The organism is Glycomyces sp. NRRL B-16210 (assembly GCF_000719515.1).
Classification (GTDB): domain Bacteria; phylum Actinomycetota; class Actinomycetes; order Mycobacteriales; family Micromonosporaceae; genus Glycomyces.
In genome coordinates, this window is sequence record NZ_JOGR01000001.1 from 415,930 (window position 1) to 431,302 (window position 15,373).

The following is a 15,373-nucleotide window of genomic DNA, read 5'->3' on the forward strand; positions in this document are numbered from 1 at the left end:
CCGGTTCGGGCGCACTCCCCAGCAGACTTTGATTGCGACGATGACTGAACACGCACTTCTGATCTCGAAACTCCGCTGCACCCTCGGCGATCGCGTCCTCTTCGACGGCCTCGACCTCGCCATCGCACCCGGCGAGTCCGCGGTGATCCTCGGCCCCAGCGGCTCCGGCAAGAGCACGCTGCTGTCGTGCGTCCTCGGCCTCATCGCCCCCGACGCCGGCGCGATCTCCGTCGCCGGAAACGCGGTCACCGAGGCGAACCGCTCCCAGATCGCCCGCATCCGCGCCGGCGAGATCGGCATGGTCTTCCAGTTCGGCGAACTGCTCCCCGAACTCAGCCCCGTCGAGAACGTCGCCCTCGCGGCCCTGCTCGCGGGCCACCGCGGCGAGGTGGTCTATGAGCGGGCGCGGGCGTTCCTGAACGAACTCGGCGTGCCCGAATCCGAGACCGTCGCGACGCTCTCAGGCGGCGAGCGCCAGCGCACCGCCGTCGCCCGCGCCCTCATCAACGAGCCCGCGCTCCTGCTCGCCGACGAACCCACCGGCGCCCTCGACACCGCCAACCGCGACCGCGTCGCCCAGATGCTCTTCGCCATCCCGCGCACCCACGCGTGCGGCCTCCTGGTCGTCACCCACGATCTCGCCGTCGCCGAACGCGCCGACGTCGTCTACACCATCCAAGACGGCGCACTCGTGCGCGCCCGCTCGCCACGAGGTCAGCGATGAGCCGGGACGGCGTCGCCGCGCAACTGCTGCGGATCGGCCGCGCCGCCGGCACCAGAGCCGAAGCGGGCGGGATCCGCTTCACCGCGCTGCTGCTCGCGGCGCTCCTGCTGCCGCTGGGACTGGCGGCGCCGGTGCTCCTCGCGGCCGCCATCGACGGACGCCACGACCGGGCGGCGCTGCAAACACCGACCATCGCCACCGCGGACACCCCCGACGAGGAGATTCTGCTCGTGTCGGGGGAACTGGACAGGCTTCCCAACAGCCGCCAGTTCCAAGTCGACTACATCTCGCCGCTCGGCCCCGGCGCGCCGCTGCCTCCAGGCCTTCCAGCCTGGCCCGCTCCAGGCGAGGTCTACCTCTCACCGCGGCTCGCCGAAATCGGCGGCGAAGCGGGAGTCGACGAACGGTACGGCGAGGTCGTCGGCGCCATCGACGCGGACGCGCTCCTGGACCCCAACCAGCTCTACGCGTACGTTCGGCCCCTCGAACCACTGTCCAGAACGCAGACCGACGACCTCGGCCTCCTGGAGGTCACCGAGTTCGGCTCGTCCGGCGACTGGCGCGAGTCCGCGAACTGGCTCCTGCTCCAGCAGGACTACGCCCCGATCAGCTTTTTCTACCTGTTCACCTTCCTCCTTCTGACCGTTCCCGCCTGCCTGCTCGCCTTCGCGGCCACCCGCGTCGCCGCCCACGCCAGAGACCGCCGCGAAGCGCTCATCCGCGTCCTCGGCGGCCGCCCCCGACACACGGTGCTCGTCTCCTTCGGCGAGACGTGGCTGCCCGTCGTGATCGGAACGATCGGCGCGGGCGTCGCGCTCGCGACCGTGATGCTCGCCGACCTCTCGCTGCCGTACGTGGAGTTCACCTCGAGAGCCACCGACGCCCGAGCGATCTGGCCGCTCCTGGCGGGAGGCCTCGCCGCGTCCGTAGCTGCGTTGTTCTCCATGAGCCTGCTCGTCCCCACCGCACGCCTGCACGGCCGCGAGCCCACCCGAGGCCTACTGCGTCCGCGGCCCCGCCTGTTCGCGACGCTCGCCTGGATGTTCCCGGCGTGCTTCGTGCTCGCCGCGTGGGGGCCGTCGTTCTTCCCCCAGCAGAGCGCCTTCTACTTCCTCCTCAACTACCTCGGACAGGCCGGAGTCGTCATCACGGTCGCGCCCGCGATCGCGCTCGTCTGCGCCTGGCTGGGGAACCTCGCGAAAGACGCGCGTTGGGCACGTCAGCGCCCTTCGGTCCTCGCGGCGGCCGCCAGGGTAGCGGCCTACCCCAAGGCGACCGCGCGCCAGCTCACGGCGATCATCATCGCCTTCTTCCTGCTGTTCTTCGCCTTCGCCTACCATTCGGCGTGGACGGTCTGGGTCGTCGAGGACCGCGCGATCACCGGTGAACTCGCGGGAAGCTTCGCTGAAGGCGTCCCCGCGGGAGCGCTGCGGGAATCCGAGGTCGGGGTGTTCCTGGAGGAGCTTCCCAGCGACCTCGTGGTACTCGCCTGGGCCGAGGAATGGGCCCCCGACATGACCAAGACCATCACCGTCAGCGGTTCCTGCGAAGCGCTCGCGCTGCTCCGACTCGAATGCCCGGACGGCAGCCGGTACCGGCTCGACGGCACCGTGCCGGACGACCGCTTCGCGGCGTGGCTGGACGCCCGCGGATCCGGGATGCCGACCTCGGTCGTCGTCGAAGACGCCTCGGCGGCCGAGTTCGTCGACGCGAGAGCCGGCGAGCGGGACGCGCGCGGTCGCTTCCTCCTGATCGCGCCCGACGGACTCCGGGTTCCCGAAGCGGAGATCAAAGCCGCTGGAACGGTCTTCCAGCTCGGGCTCAGTCTCGAAGTCCTCGGCGGCGACGAGGTCGGGTCGACCCCCAGCGAGGAGCAGGCCCGGTGGATCACCGCGTTCGGCACCGTCGCGCTGGCGGTCCTGGCGTTGACGTCGGTGCTGAGCGCCTCGGGGGAGTTCCTGCGCCACGGCCGCGCGCTCGCACCGATCGGAGTGCTCACCGGCGGGCTGCGGACCTTCCGGGCGACCTCGGCGATCACGGTCTTCCTGCCGCTGCTGATCGGCACGACAGTGGGGGTGACCGTGGGCATCGCGGCGAGCAACACCCTGATGAGGCCCGGAACCACGCTGCTCAAGGCCGAGTACCTGGTGCCGACGGTGTGCACCCTGCTGGTCGTCTCGGTCCTGATGTGGCTGTGGGCCTCCACGGTCGCGATCCGGGAGGCCGTCAAGTGGCGACCCGGCCAAGGCGGCTGACGCGCGATCCGACTCGCTCCGACCGCGCCGCCACCGCCCAGCCGCGCCGGAGCGCGTTGCCTCCGGCGCGGATCGCCAACCCCGGTTCGAACCGGTTCCCGATGCGGCGCACCGAAAGGCATGGGCGGCGACCGAGTCGCGCCCGATGGCGCCGCGCGCCGGAGGAATCGCGGCGGTCAGGGCTCGCCCGACTCGTCTTTCGCTGAGGCGGTGCCGTTCGGACGGATCGATTCGGGGTGGTCCTGCGCGAACCGGTCGACGAACGTCTTCCACGCGGCCTGATCGCGGGCCCTTCCCGTGGCGATGCGCCGTCGTCTGCCGTCGCCGCGCACCTCGAAGAGCGCACCGTCATAGAGCGAGTACTCGAGTCGGTCACCGCCGCGTCGGGGGAATCGGCGAAGTGCGCGGCCGCGTGTCTTGACGCTGACCTGGCCCGACTCGTAGATCAGTGTCGGGTTGAGGAGGAGCGGGACCGCTCCGATGAGGAGGTAGAGAAGGGCGCCGAATCCGAGGGGTCCGACCGGGTCGAAGTAGTCTTCGGAGCGGCTCGACAGGTGGAATTCGAGCGTGGCCAGAGCGAGGCCGATGAGCAGTATGCCGAGGAAGCACCGCCAACGGACGCCGACCTTGATCGCGGACCCGGTCTCCTCCGGTGGCCGGGCGGCGGTGGCGTCCTCCCGGGCGGTGTCGCGGTTGTGCGGCGCTTCGGCGCGGGCGTTCTGGTGGGCCAAGAAGACGTCCACGAAGGCGATCCAGTCCGAGCGGTTCACGTTGAACGCCCGGTGGATGAGGAGCCTCGGTCTTCCCCTCTGGCGAACTATCCGGAGTTGGCCCAGGTAGACCGAGTACTCGATCCGGTCGCCCTGCTTCCACCGGTTGAGCCTGCCTTGGACGGCCGCCTGCCCCGAGCCGATCTGGCCGGTCTGCGTGTCGTAGGTGAGGAGGTTCGGACCCTGGGCGAGCATGACCGTGCACATGACCGCGACGAACATCGGCGTCCAGGTGAGCGCGAACGCGAGCAGGCGGTTGCCGACGCCGTGGGCGATGAGGTGGAAGCTGAGCGCGAACCCCACGGGGGTCAGCAGCCACCCGAGCCACGTCCCCCAGAGCGCCAACCGGCGGTTGGAGCGGACGGTGATCACCGTCCGGGAGGGTTCGTCCGGGACCGGCTCTCGCCGGTCGGGCGCCTTCGGGTAGGGGCGGCCTTGGGCCGCGGCGAGCTCCTCCCTCGGGACGGGCGGCATGGGCGGCAGGTCGGGAAGCGGGGCCATATGGGGTCTTTCGTCGCCGGAGCCGCTGTTCGAGAGGTACGGCTCGTCTGGGCGAATCCTATCGGCGTTCCGCGCCCGGCGGGGGCGTCGACCACGCTCGCCCAGCGGCGACGGGGTCGGCTTTTCGGGTGATACCGGGATCGTCCGCTCGGTGGTTTGTGGCCGGTTCAAGCGGCTCGCCGGAGCGAAACGACCACCAGCGCACAGGTATCTGTCAGCTAGGCCACGTATCCTTGCCAGCGTGAAGCGCAAGAAACACCCCGTTCTCACAAGGAGTGGGGAACAACACACCCGGCATTCGGCGTTGGTGCTGCTGTGACCTGCCCGTTCTGTTCCGTCCTCACCGTGCCCGGCGCGCGCTACTGCCACAACTGCGGCGCGCCGCTGTCCCCCGAAGCGACCTCGCCGCAGACCGAGCGCCGCTACGTCACGGTGCTCTTCGGCGACCTCTCCGACTTCACCACATGGTCCGAGAGCCTCGACCCCGAACGGGTCTCCTCGGTGACCGACCGGCTCCTCGCCGAATGCGTCTCCGCCGTCAACGAGTTCGGCGGCCACGTCGACAAGCTCACCGGCGACGGCCTCATGGCCGTCTTCGGCGCCCCGCTCTCCCACGAGGACGACGCCGAGCGCGCCGTCCGCGCCGCCCAGGCCATGCAGAAGCGCGTCCGCAGGCTCCTCAAGGCCGAATCCGGCGGCGGCCTGCCCATCGGCCTGCGCATCGGCCTGCGCTCCGGCCTCGTCGTCGCCGGCATGCAGGCCAACCTCGAGTACACCGTCATCGGCGACACGGTCAACACCGCCGCGCGCCTGTGCGACGCCGCCGCCGTCGGCACCGTCTGGGCCGGCGAGGAGACCGTCCGCGCCACCAAGCACGCCGCCGCCTGGCGCCGCCTCACCCCCGTGCGCCTCAAAGGCAAGCGCGAGCCCGTCGAGGTGTTCCAGCTCCTCGGCCTCGAAGACGAGCCCGGCACCCGCGCCAGCCTCGGCGACACCGCCCCCTTCATCGGACGCGACACCGAGATCGGCCGCGTCACCGGCCGCCTCGAAGCCGTCATCGACCGCGGCGAGCCCCTCGTGCTCATCCACACCGCCGAAGCCGGCATGGGCAAGACCCGCTTCGCCCGCGAAGTGCGCACCGTCGCCACCGAGCGCGGCGCTCGCGTCCTCACCGTGCGCGTCGCCCCCTACGGCGAAGGCCGCCGCTTCGGGCCCCTCGCCGACCTCGTGCGCAAGGCCGCCGGCCTGCGCTTCGACGACGACCGCGCCACCGCCGAGGCCAAACTCCGGCGCATCGCCGACGGCCACGCCGACCACGGCGAATGCCGCCTCAACATCGCCCTGCTCCTCGGCCTCCTCGGCCACGGCCGCCCCGGCGCCACCGACCGCCCCGGCGGCTTCACCGGCCAGCAGTCCGACGCCTACACCATCCCCGAGGCCGTCGCCGAACTCATCACCCACATGGCCACGCAGGGCCCGCTCGTGCTCAACATCGACGACCTGCACACCGCCTCGCCCAACGGCATCGACGCCCTAGGCGTCGCCCTCGCCAAGATCCACGGCCCCGTCCTCGTGCTCCTCTACGGCCGCCCCGAGCTGACACGCTCCTCCGGCGTCCTCACCCGCATCTCCGAGGCCGAGGTCCACCCGCTGCCGCCCCTCGCCGGCGCCGACGCGGCCCGCCTCCTGCGCGAGTTCCTCGGCGGCGGGCGCATGCCCAAACCCGACGAGGACCGCCTCCTCGGCTTCGCCCAGGGCAACCCCTACTACCTCGCCGAACTCGTCACCCTCCTCACCGAGCAGGGCCTGCTGACCGACGCGGGCGACCACTGGCGCCTCGCCGCCGGGTCCCTCACCGGACGCGTGCTCTCCCGCGACCTCGCCCAGGTCCTCGGCGCCCGCATCGACGCCCTCTCCCCGCCCGCCCGCGCCCTCCTGAGGGCCGCCTCCATCTTCGGCGACGCCGTGCCCCCCGAGGCCACGCAACTGCTCGAGAAGGAGATCCCCGGCGAGTTCGAACGGGCCCTCCAGGAACTGCTCGACCGCAGGATGCTCCGCCGCCGCTCCTACGGCGGCTACCGCTTCGTCACGCCCCTGCTGCGCCAGGCCGCCTACGCGCCCATCGGCAAGGCCGACGCCGCCCACGCGCACGCCGAGATCGCCCGCTGGGCCGCCGACACCGAACTCGAGGGCCAGAGCGCCGACGACCTCGTCGTCTTCCACGCCGAGCAGGCCGTCACCCTCGCCAAGGAAGTCGAGATCGAAGCGCTCGACGAGGTCTGGAACGTCCTCCCGCTCGCCGTCGAAGCCGTCCGCAAGCAGGCCGTCCGCGCCATGGACGCCTCCGAGCCCGAACGGGCCGTCGCCCTCCTCAACGGCGTCGAGCGCCTCGCGCCCCTCAGCGCCGACGACCGCCTCCTGCGCGGCCGCGCCCTCACCCGCCTGGGCCGCACCGTCGAAGCCGAGGCCGAGATCGAGGGCCTCGCCATCGACATCGGCCTCATCGTCCCCACCGACGACCACGAGGAGCACCCCTCCGGGCGCCTCTTCGGCGACGACTTCCCCGAGGACGAGGCCGAACTGGTCGCCCAGCTCCTGCTGCTGCGCGGGCGCCTCCACCGCTACAAGGGCGAGCTCCAGGACGCCCGCACCGCGTGGACGGCCGCGCTGGCGCTGTCGCGGCGCGAGGGCCTCGCCGGGCCCCGCTGCGACGCGCAGTGCCGCATCGGCCTGCTCGACTTCCTCGCCGGGCACCTGTCCGAGGCCGAGGCCCGCTTCCTCGACGCCTACGACACCGCGTTCGGCGTCGGCGACGACAAGCGCCTCGCCTGGGCCCTCCAGCACCGCGCGTGGGTCCTGGTGGCCCGCGGCGACTTCGACGGCGCCGACGACGTGCTGCGCGAGGCCGCCAAGGCCTTCGCGCGCCAGATGGACCTCGTCGGCCGCGCCTGGGTCCGCGGCGTCTCCGCGTTCGCCCTGCTCATGGCCGGGCGCTTCACCGAGGCGAAGCGGCTGTCGGACGTGTTCATGCCCATCGGCGAGCGCTCGGGCGACGTGTTCGCCGTCGGGCTGCTGCGCGCGATCGGCGCCGCCGCCCAGATCGGGCTCGGCAACCCCGCGGGGGCCGACGCGGCCGCCCGCAAGTCCTTCCGCGACTTCGAGCGGATCGACGACGACTGGGGCCGCGGCTTCGCCAAGTACGTGCGGGCCCTCGCGGCCCGCTCGATCGGCGCGCTCGACCACGCCGCGGACCTCGCCGCCGGCGCCGAGGAGTACGGGGCCAAGACCGGCCACCCGCTCCTGATCAGCTTGGCGCACAACCTCAGAGGCCGCTGCGCCCTCGAAGCGGGCGACGTCGCGACCGCGCAGGCCGCCGCCGAGGAGGCCCTGGCGCTCGTCACCGACGACGTGCTGGAGCCGGGCCGAGCGGCCAACACCGCGCTCCTGGCGGACGTGCGCGCCGCCGGAGGCGACCGCGCCACCGCCCTGCGGATGCTCGAAGCGCTTGCGGCCCATCACGACGAGCCCTCACTCGGGCTGCCGCGCCGCGCCATCGTGGCCCGCTACGCCCGCCTGCTCGACGAGGACGGCCGGCGCGAAGCGGCCGCCGAGTGGGCCGCGATCGCGCTCAAGTCCTTCGGGGAGGACCCCGAGAGCACGGCCTGGGCCGAGTCCTACCTCGCGAACGCCCCTGTGGCGTGAGCCGCCGGACGGACCCGCTGTGCGCCGTGCGGGCGGCCCCCGCCTGCGATGCTGGGTCTATGAAGACGCGACGAGCCATGAAGACGCGGCGAGCCTTGAGGACGCGCGGGCCGAAGCGGCAGCGGGAGGACGGGCGGTCCTTTCGGGCCGTGCCCTCGCGGGCCGCGGCCCGTTCCAGTCGGACCGCCCGTCCTCCCGCGCTTCATACGGGGGATGCGTTCACTATGCGTCACCCGGCTCTGCCCCAGGGGAAGCGACACCTCATCCGTTCGGCCAGTTATCGGTGCCTTTTCGTCCAGGGGTATACAGAATCGGGGGCGCGTTGCCGTAACGTTATGCGTCAAAGGTCCCATGACTCGGAACCCCCAGGCCCGAGCGAAGCGACCGAGGTTCGGAACGTCCCCCCACGCTGACCCGCGCACCGACCCGCACCAGGCTCGACACTAGGCTCATCGACGTGTTGCAAGCGTCGCCGAGAACGGAGGCTGTACCCCAGTGGACACCATCTCGTCCTACGGTGCTCCAACCGATCCCCACCTCGTTCCGCACACCCCCCTCGGGTTCGTCCAGGAGGCCGACCCCGAATCGCTCCTCCAGGGGATCGAGCGTCTGACCGGTTTCACCGAGATCGACCGCGGCGCCTACTCGACGGTCTACAGCGCCACCCGCTACGACGACGGCCACGAGGTCGCCGTCAAGATCGAGGCCCGGCCGCTGACCGACGACGACTCCCGCGAGCGCTTCCGCCGCGAGGTCCAGACCGCCGGGCGCGTCTCCGACCACCCGTGCGTGGTCAAGATGCTCTCCGCCGGCCTGACGCACCAGGCGAACCCGTACGTGGTCATGGAGCGCTGCCGCGGGTCCGTGGCCGACCTGCTCGACCGGCACACGACGATCCCGCCGCAGCAGACCATCGCGATCGGCATCCGCATCGCCGACGCCCTCGCCGCCGCGCACGAGGCCGGGATCGTCCACCGCGACGTCAAGCCCGCGAACCTCCTCATCAACCACCAGGGCAAGGCCGTCCTCGCCGACTTCGGCCTCTCCAGCCTCATCCCGGTCCCGCAGCCCGGCGAGCCGATCTCGACCATGGCGACCCCGGCGTACGCGCCGCTGGAGATCTTCCAGATGCGCGAGGTCGGCCCCAGCGCCGACGTCTACTCGCTCGCGGCCACGCTGTACACGATGCTCAGCGGCAACCCGCCGCGCTTCCCCTCCGACGGGGTCCTCGACATCAACGACGTCGCGGCCCTGTTCGACCAGCCGATCCCGGCGATCCCCGGTATATCGCCGCTCCTGCTCGAGATGCTGCGGACGGCCCTGATCAACAGCCCCGACGGCAGGCCCACCGCCGTGGAGTTCCGGGAGTTCCTCGCGAGCATCCCCGAGGCCTCGACCGGCATCCTCCCGCGCGTCACCGACGGGCCCCCGCCGCCGCAGCAGCGGACCCCGGTCTCGCCCGCGCCCCAAGGGGTCGGCGTGTTCGGCGCCTACGCCTCGCCGCCGAGCCCCGAGGCCCGCGGCGCGGCCCCCGCGCCCGGCTTCGGCGACTTCGAGGAGCCGCCCTCGACGCTGCGCCTCGCGCCCGGCAAACGCCGCGGCCAGGCCGCACCGCCCGCGCCCGAACCGCAAGCGCCCCAGAGCTACCGGGCCCCCGCGCCCGAGCGCGCCGCCACCGCCCGGGTCCCGAGCCCGCCGGTGAGCCCGCCCGTGCGGGCCTCGATCCCCGAACCCGAGGACTTCGGGAACGAGACGAAGTGGCAGTCCTTCACCTCCGGCGGCACCCGCGAACGCGAGGACTACGACTCGCGCCTGCCGGTGCCGATCGCGCGCAACGAGACGGGCCTGACCCGCCGCGAGCGCCGCCTCAAGGACGGCGACACCGGCTCCAGCGTCGGCCGCCTCATCGGCATGGGCGCTGCGGGCCTGATCATCCTGGCCCTGCTCATCACCGGCGGCGTCTGGCTCTTCGGTGGCGAGGAGAGCGCCGACCTCGCCGAGCAGTCCATCGCGGCCGACTACGTGAGCACCTGCACCCTGGCGACCGAGGGCGTCGGCTGCGTGACCGAGCCGACCTGCTTCGACGCCGAGTTCGCCGCCGCGAGCTGCGACGCGGCCCACCAGTGGGAGGCCTACGCGACCGGGCAGCTCCCTGAGGGCGTCGACGACGCCGAGGCCGCCCGGGCCGACGAGACCGTGGCCGGCGCGTGCATCGACGGCCAACGCGAGAACGGCCCGCTCTCCCAGCTCATCGCCGGCGACGCGATCGACTGGGCCACCGACGTGCATCTTCCGGGCGACGGCTCGTTCCTGTGCGTCGCCCAGCTCCAGAGCGGCGAGGCGGCGAAGGGCATGACCTTCGCCCGCGCCGAGTAACCGGTTCGACGACGAAAGGGCCCGGCACCGCAAGGTGCCGGGCCCTCAGTTCGCCGTTCGGAGCCGGGAGGAGGCTCCGCGCGGTCCCCGCGACCGGGACTGGGTGTAGGGCTCTGCCTTGATCCGATCGGCCGCCATCCGGTCCGTCCGCCCGCTATCGAAGCGAGCGAACGGACTCGGACACCGATCTGAACCTCAGGACGGGCCCTGGTCGCGGATCAGAACTCCTCGTCGAGGTCGACCCTGCCTTCCACGGCCACTTGGTAGGCGGTGGGGCGGCGTTCGAAGAAGTTCGTCAGCTCCTGCACGTCCTGGAGCGCCATGAACGGGAACGGGTTCTCCGAGCCCCATTTCTTCGGCATGCCGAGGCGCACGAGGCGCTGGTCGGCGGAGTACTCCAGGTACGACTTCATGTCCTTGACGGTCATGCCCGGCATGCCCTCGCCGATGAGGTCCTCGGCGAACTGGAGCTCGGCCTCGACGGCCTCCTCGAGCATGTCGGTGACCTGCTGGCGCATCCGGTCGTCGAACAGCTCGGGCTCCTCCTGGCGGACGACGTCCACGACGCTGAAGGCGAAGTTCATGTGGCAGGACTCGTCGCGGAAGACCCAGTTGGTGCCGGTGGCGAGGCCGTCGAGCAGGCCGCGGCTGCGCAGCCAGTACACGTACGCGAAGGCGCCGTAGAAGAACAGGCCCTCGATGCACGCGGCGAAGCAGATGAGGTTGAGCAGGAAGGTGCGGCGGTCCTCGCCGGTCTTGAGCTCCTGCATGTCGAAGACCGAGTCGATCCACTTGAAGCAGAAGTCGGCCTTGCGCTTGATGGAGGGGATGTTGTTGACCGCGTCGAAGGCCTTGGCCCGCTCGTCGGGGTCGGGCAGGTAGGTGTCGAGCAGCGTCAGGTAGAACTGGACGTGCACGGCCTCCTCGAACAGCTGCCGCGACAGGTACAGGCGGCCCTCGGGGGAGTTGACGTGCTGGTACAGGTTGAGCACCAGGTTGTTCGCGACGATCGTGTCGCCGGTGGCGAAGAAGGCCACGAGGCGGTGGATGAGGTGCTGCTCCTGGGGCGTGAACCCGGCCAGGTCGGTCAGGTCCGAGGCGAGGTCGACCTCCTCGACGTGCCAGGTGTTCTTGATGGCGTCCCGGTACTGGTCGTAGAAATCCGGGTACTTCATCGGTCGCAGTGTCAGGTCCATGCCCGGGTCGAGCAGCATCGGCGGGTCCTCATCTCTCTGGGTTCGGGGTGCGGGGCGAGGGGTGTGCGGGGGCGGGACCCGAAGGCCCCGCCCTTCTCGCTGTTACTGGCAGGCCTCGCAGCTCTCCGGGTTCTCCAGGGAGCAGGCGACGTCGGCGGGGATCACCTCGAGCTCGGTGGGCCGCTCCTCGGCGGCCTGGGCGCTCACGGTGGTCTGGTTGATGCGCGTGGCCGGGCGGCTGCGCAGGTAGTAGGTGGTCTTGAGGCCCTGCTGCCAGGCGTAGCGGTACATCGAGGAGAGCTTGCCGATGGTCGGGCTGGCCTGGAATAGGTTGAGCGACTGGGCCTGGTCGATGAACGGCGTGCGGGCGGCCGCGAGGTCGATCAAAGCGCGCTGCGGCAGCTCCCAGGCGGTGCGGTAGCGCTCCTGGAGGTCGGCCGGGATCGCGTCGATGCCCTGGACGGAGCCCTCGGCGACGACGATGGCCTGGCGCAGGGACTCGTTCCAGATGCCCCGCTCCTTCAGCTCGCTGATCAGGTGGCGGTTGACCTGGAGGAACTCGCCCGAGAGCGTCTCGCGCTTGAAGACGTTGGAGACGACCGGCTCGATGCACTCGGCGCAGCCGGCGATGGACGCGATGGTCGCGGTCGGCGCGATGGCGATCATGAGCGAGTTGCGCAGGCCGTGCTCGCCGATCGCGGCGCGCACCGCTTCCCAGCGCTCGGGGAGCGTGATCCGGGCGTTCGGGAAGTGGTCGGCGTGGAGCACGCCGCCGGCGGCGCGGGTCTCGTCGAAGTTCGGGTGGGCCCCGAGCTCGGCGGCGAGGGCCGCGGAGGTCTCGTAGGACACGATCGCGATGCGCTCGGCGATCGCGGTCGAGAGCGCGAGGGCCTCCTCGGAGTCGAAGGCGAGGCCGAGCTTGAAGAACACGTCGGCGAGGCCCATGCAGCCCAGGCCGATCGGGCGCCATTTGCGGTTGGCCTTCTCGGCTTCGGCCGTCGGGTAGAAGCCGAGGTCGATGGTGCGGTCGAGGAACTTGACGGCGGTGCGCACGGTCGCCTCGAGCCGCTCGAAGTCGAAGCCCTCGGGCGTGGTGTGCTCGGCGAGGTTCACCGATCCGAGGTTGCACACGGCGGTCTCGGAGTCGTTGGTGACCTCCAGGATCTCGGTGCACAGGTTCGAGAGGTGGATGACGTTCTCGCGGCGCGCGGTCTGGTTCGAGGTCCGGTTCGCGGTGTCGGAGAAGGTGATCCAGCCGTTGCCGGTCTGGGCGAGGGTGCGCATCATGCGCCCGTACAGTTCGCGGGCGGGGATGGTCTTGCGGGCCTTGCCGGCGGCCTCGGCGGCGCGGTAGGCCTCGTCGAACTCATCGCCCCACAGGTCGACCAGCTCGGGGGTCTCCTTCGGGTCGAACAGGGACCACTGGGCGTCGGACTCGACGCGGCGCATGAACTCGTCGGGGATCCAGTTGGCGAGGTTGAGGTTGTGGGTGCGCCGCTCGGTGTCGCCGGTGTTGTCCCGCAGCTCCAGGAACTCCTCGATGTCGGCGTGCCAGCTCGCGAGGTACACGCACGCGGCGCCTTTGCGGCGCCCGCCTTGGTTCACGGCGGCGACGGAGGAGTCGAGGGTCCGCAGCCACGGCACGATGCCGTTGGAGTGCCCGTTGGTGCCGCGGATGAGCGAGCCGCGCGAGCGCACGCGCGACCAGGCGATGCCGATGCCGCCGGCGTACTTCGACAGGCGCGCGACCTGGCTGTAGCGCTCGTAGATCGAGTCGAGCTCGTCCTTGGGGGAGTCGAGCAGGAAGCACGAGGAGAGCTGCGGGCGGCGGGTGCCGGAGTTGAACAGCGTCGGCGAGGAGGGCAGGTACGCGAGGGTCGACAGCAGCGCGTACAGCTCGGCGGCCTCGGCGACCGACTGGCTCAGGCCGCAGGCGACGCGGAGCATGAAGTGCTGCGGGCGCTCGAGCACGGTGCGGTTCTCGGGGTGGCGCAGGAGGTAGCGGTCGTAGACGGTGCGCAGGCCGAAGTACTCGAAGCGGTCATCGGCGCCCTGGTCGATGACCGCGTCGAGCTCGGGGCCGTTGGCCTCGACGAACGCGACGAGGTCGGCCGAGAGCAGGCCGTTGTCGCGGCAGGCGGCGATCGAGGTGGTGAAGCTGGTGACGCCCTCGCCGGCGGTCTCGTCGGCGATGTGCTCCGCGAGCAGGCGGGCGGCGAGCTTGGAGTAGGTCGGCTCGGAGGCGACGCTCGACGAGGTGAGCTCGACGGCCCGTTCGCGCAGCGCCTTCTCGGTCGCGCCCGGCCACAGGCCGGCCTCGATCTGCGCGATGACCCGCTCGGCGTCGACGTCGGGCAGTCCCGCGGCGTGGACGCGGATGCGTTCGGCGACCCGGGCGGCGGGCCCTTGGTCGTGGCTCCGCTGCTGCGGAGCGGTGGTGGCGGATGGCGTGGTGGCGAGCCCGGTCATCTCTGCATCCCCTCGTACTGTGGCGTGCGGTCCGAGCGGACCGCGTTCTGACGGCACGGCGGCGCGGCCCTCTCCACATGGCGGGAGCGGAGGCTGACAGCACCGACCTGACAGAGGGAAATCATACATGTTGTGGTTACCGCTCGGGGCATCCCCAATATCTTGCGTTTTCGCGATGATTCTTCCGATGAATCCGCAGCGTGGCGGCTACGCTGAGGGCTTCTGCGGAGTCAGCCTATGCCGCCGGTACGACACTCCCGTCGCGAAATCGCCGGAGCCGCCCAGGTGTGATCCTCACCGGTCAAACCGCCTGCGCCCGCCCGCCCGAGCCCTGGTAGCATCGTGGCGTCTGATCGACAGACACGCCTCCGTAGCTCAGTGGATAGAGCACTGGTTTCCGGGACCAGGTGTCGCAGGTTCGAATCCTGCCGGGGGCACAGCACGCCGAGAGGCGGCGACGAAGTCGAGAAGGGGGCCTACGCGGCAACGCGCAGGCCCCCTTCTTCGCGTCGCGGCGAGGACGGTAACCGGGGTTCTGGGGTTGCTCGGTCGGGGTCTCGGTTTCTCAGGTCGCGGGCTACTTCTACGAGCATTGGGTGCGCGCTCGGTTCTTTCTGTCGCGGGTGTCCGTACATGCCTTCGCCGCTCAGCACCACCCAGCATGACCGCATCAGGATCAGCAGGTCCAGCTTGAGGCTCTGCGTCACCGCGTAGACCAGATCGTGCTCGGTGCGGGCGTCCCAGTCGAGGCTGTTCCGGCCGACGGTTTGGGCCATGCCCGTCAGTCCCGGCAGCACTGTCAGCCTCCGCAGCTCACTGGAGCCGTAGTGCCGGAGCCGGTCGGGCAGGTGCGGCCGGGGACCGACCAGGCTCATCTCGCCTCTGGCGATGTTCAGCAGCTGCGGCAACTCGTCCACCGACAGCCGGCGCAGGACCCGGCCGACCCTCGTGATGCACCCTGCATCGGGCACCTCCGAGGCCGGAGCCGCGCAAACGGTCATCGTTCGCAGCTTCAAGAGGACGAAAGGCTTGCCCCGCAAGCCGATGCGGACCTGGCGGAAGAAGACCGGCCGGCCGTCCTCGCACAGGATCGCCACCGCGGCGACCGCGATCACCAGAAGCGCCGGAACCGCGAGCAGGCACAGCACCGCCCAGTCCAGCAGTCGCTTGCCGCGATAGGAAAAGCGGCCCAACGGGACGAGTGAACAGCCGTCGGCCCGTTCGTGCCCATGCGAAGCCGACGAATCCTTGCTCGGATCGTTTCCAGCGCGCATCCGACGGACCCTTCCTAAAACGATCGTTCAGCCACTTGGGACGTTGCCCGACTCTATAGTGCATTGCAGACCGCATGCGGGGAATCTCGAGGCAATCCAATGCCGG

At 71.0% G+C, this 15,373-nt stretch carries 8 protein-coding genes and 1 tRNA gene; 5 read left to right on the plus strand and 4 right to left on the minus strand.

All coding sequences use genetic code 11. The annotated features are described in order from the left end of the window. Window positions 1-40: 40 nt before the first annotated feature. Window positions 41-724, plus strand: coding sequence for an ABC transporter ATP-binding protein (locus tag IF12_RS0101940; protein WP_030144582.1), 684 nt, complete (start codon window positions 41-43; stop codon window positions 722-724). Next, window positions 721-2,979, plus strand: coding sequence for a hypothetical protein (locus IF12_RS0101945; protein ID WP_030144583.1), 2,259 nt, complete (start codon window positions 721-723; stop codon window positions 2,977-2,979). Before IF12_RS0101940 ends, IF12_RS0101945 begins: the two co-directional genes overlap by 4 nt. A 176-nt stretch (window positions 2,980-3,155) precedes the next feature. Here the strand turns inward: IF12_RS0101945 and IF12_RS0101950 are convergent, their stop codons facing one another. After that, a complete protein-coding gene (locus IF12_RS0101950) occupies window positions 3,156-4,250 on the minus strand; it encodes a hypothetical protein (RefSeq protein WP_030144584.1) in 1,095 nt (364 codons plus the stop codon). Window positions 4,251-4,595: 345 nt separating this feature from the next. Here IF12_RS0101950 and IF12_RS0101955 point away from each other — a divergent pair, with 345 nt between their 5' ends. Together IF12_RS0101955 and IF12_RS23655 are read left to right on the plus strand one after the other, a co-directional pair. Beyond that, complete coding sequence (locus IF12_RS0101955; protein WP_166659558.1) at window positions 4,596-7,952, plus strand: adenylate/guanylate cyclase domain-containing protein; 3,357 nt, start codon at window positions 4,596-4,598, stop codon at window positions 7,950-7,952. A 495-nt stretch (window positions 7,953-8,447) separates the two neighbouring features. Then, window positions 8,448-10,328, plus strand: a complete 1,881-nt coding sequence (locus IF12_RS23655) for a serine/threonine-protein kinase (RefSeq protein ID WP_051703843.1) — start codon at window positions 8,448-8,450, stop codon at window positions 10,326-10,328. A gap of 218 nt (window positions 10,329-10,546) precedes the next feature. Here IF12_RS23655 and IF12_RS0101965 read toward each other — a convergent pair whose 3' ends face one another. Continuing rightward, window positions 10,547-11,542, minus strand: coding sequence for a ribonucleotide-diphosphate reductase subunit beta (locus tag IF12_RS0101965; RefSeq protein ID WP_030144587.1), 996 nt, complete (start codon window positions 11,540-11,542; stop codon window positions 10,547-10,549). An 84-nt stretch (window positions 11,543-11,626) separates the two neighbouring features. Next, window positions 11,627-13,993, minus strand: coding sequence for a ribonucleoside-diphosphate reductase subunit alpha (locus IF12_RS0101970; protein WP_030144588.1), 2,367 nt, complete (start codon window positions 13,991-13,993; stop codon window positions 11,627-11,629). Window positions 13,994-14,357: 364 nt separating this feature from the next. Here IF12_RS0101970 and IF12_RS0101975 point away from each other — a divergent pair. Next, window positions 14,358-14,430, plus strand: a tRNA-Arg gene (locus IF12_RS0101975). Window positions 14,431-14,469: 39 nt separating this feature from the next. Here IF12_RS0101975 and IF12_RS0101980 read toward each other — a convergent pair. Next, a complete protein-coding gene (locus tag IF12_RS0101980) occupies window positions 14,470-15,267 on the minus strand; it encodes a sugar transferase (RefSeq protein ID WP_081912926.1) in 798 nt (265 codons plus the stop codon). Between the last annotated feature and the right edge of the window lie 106 nt (window positions 15,268-15,373).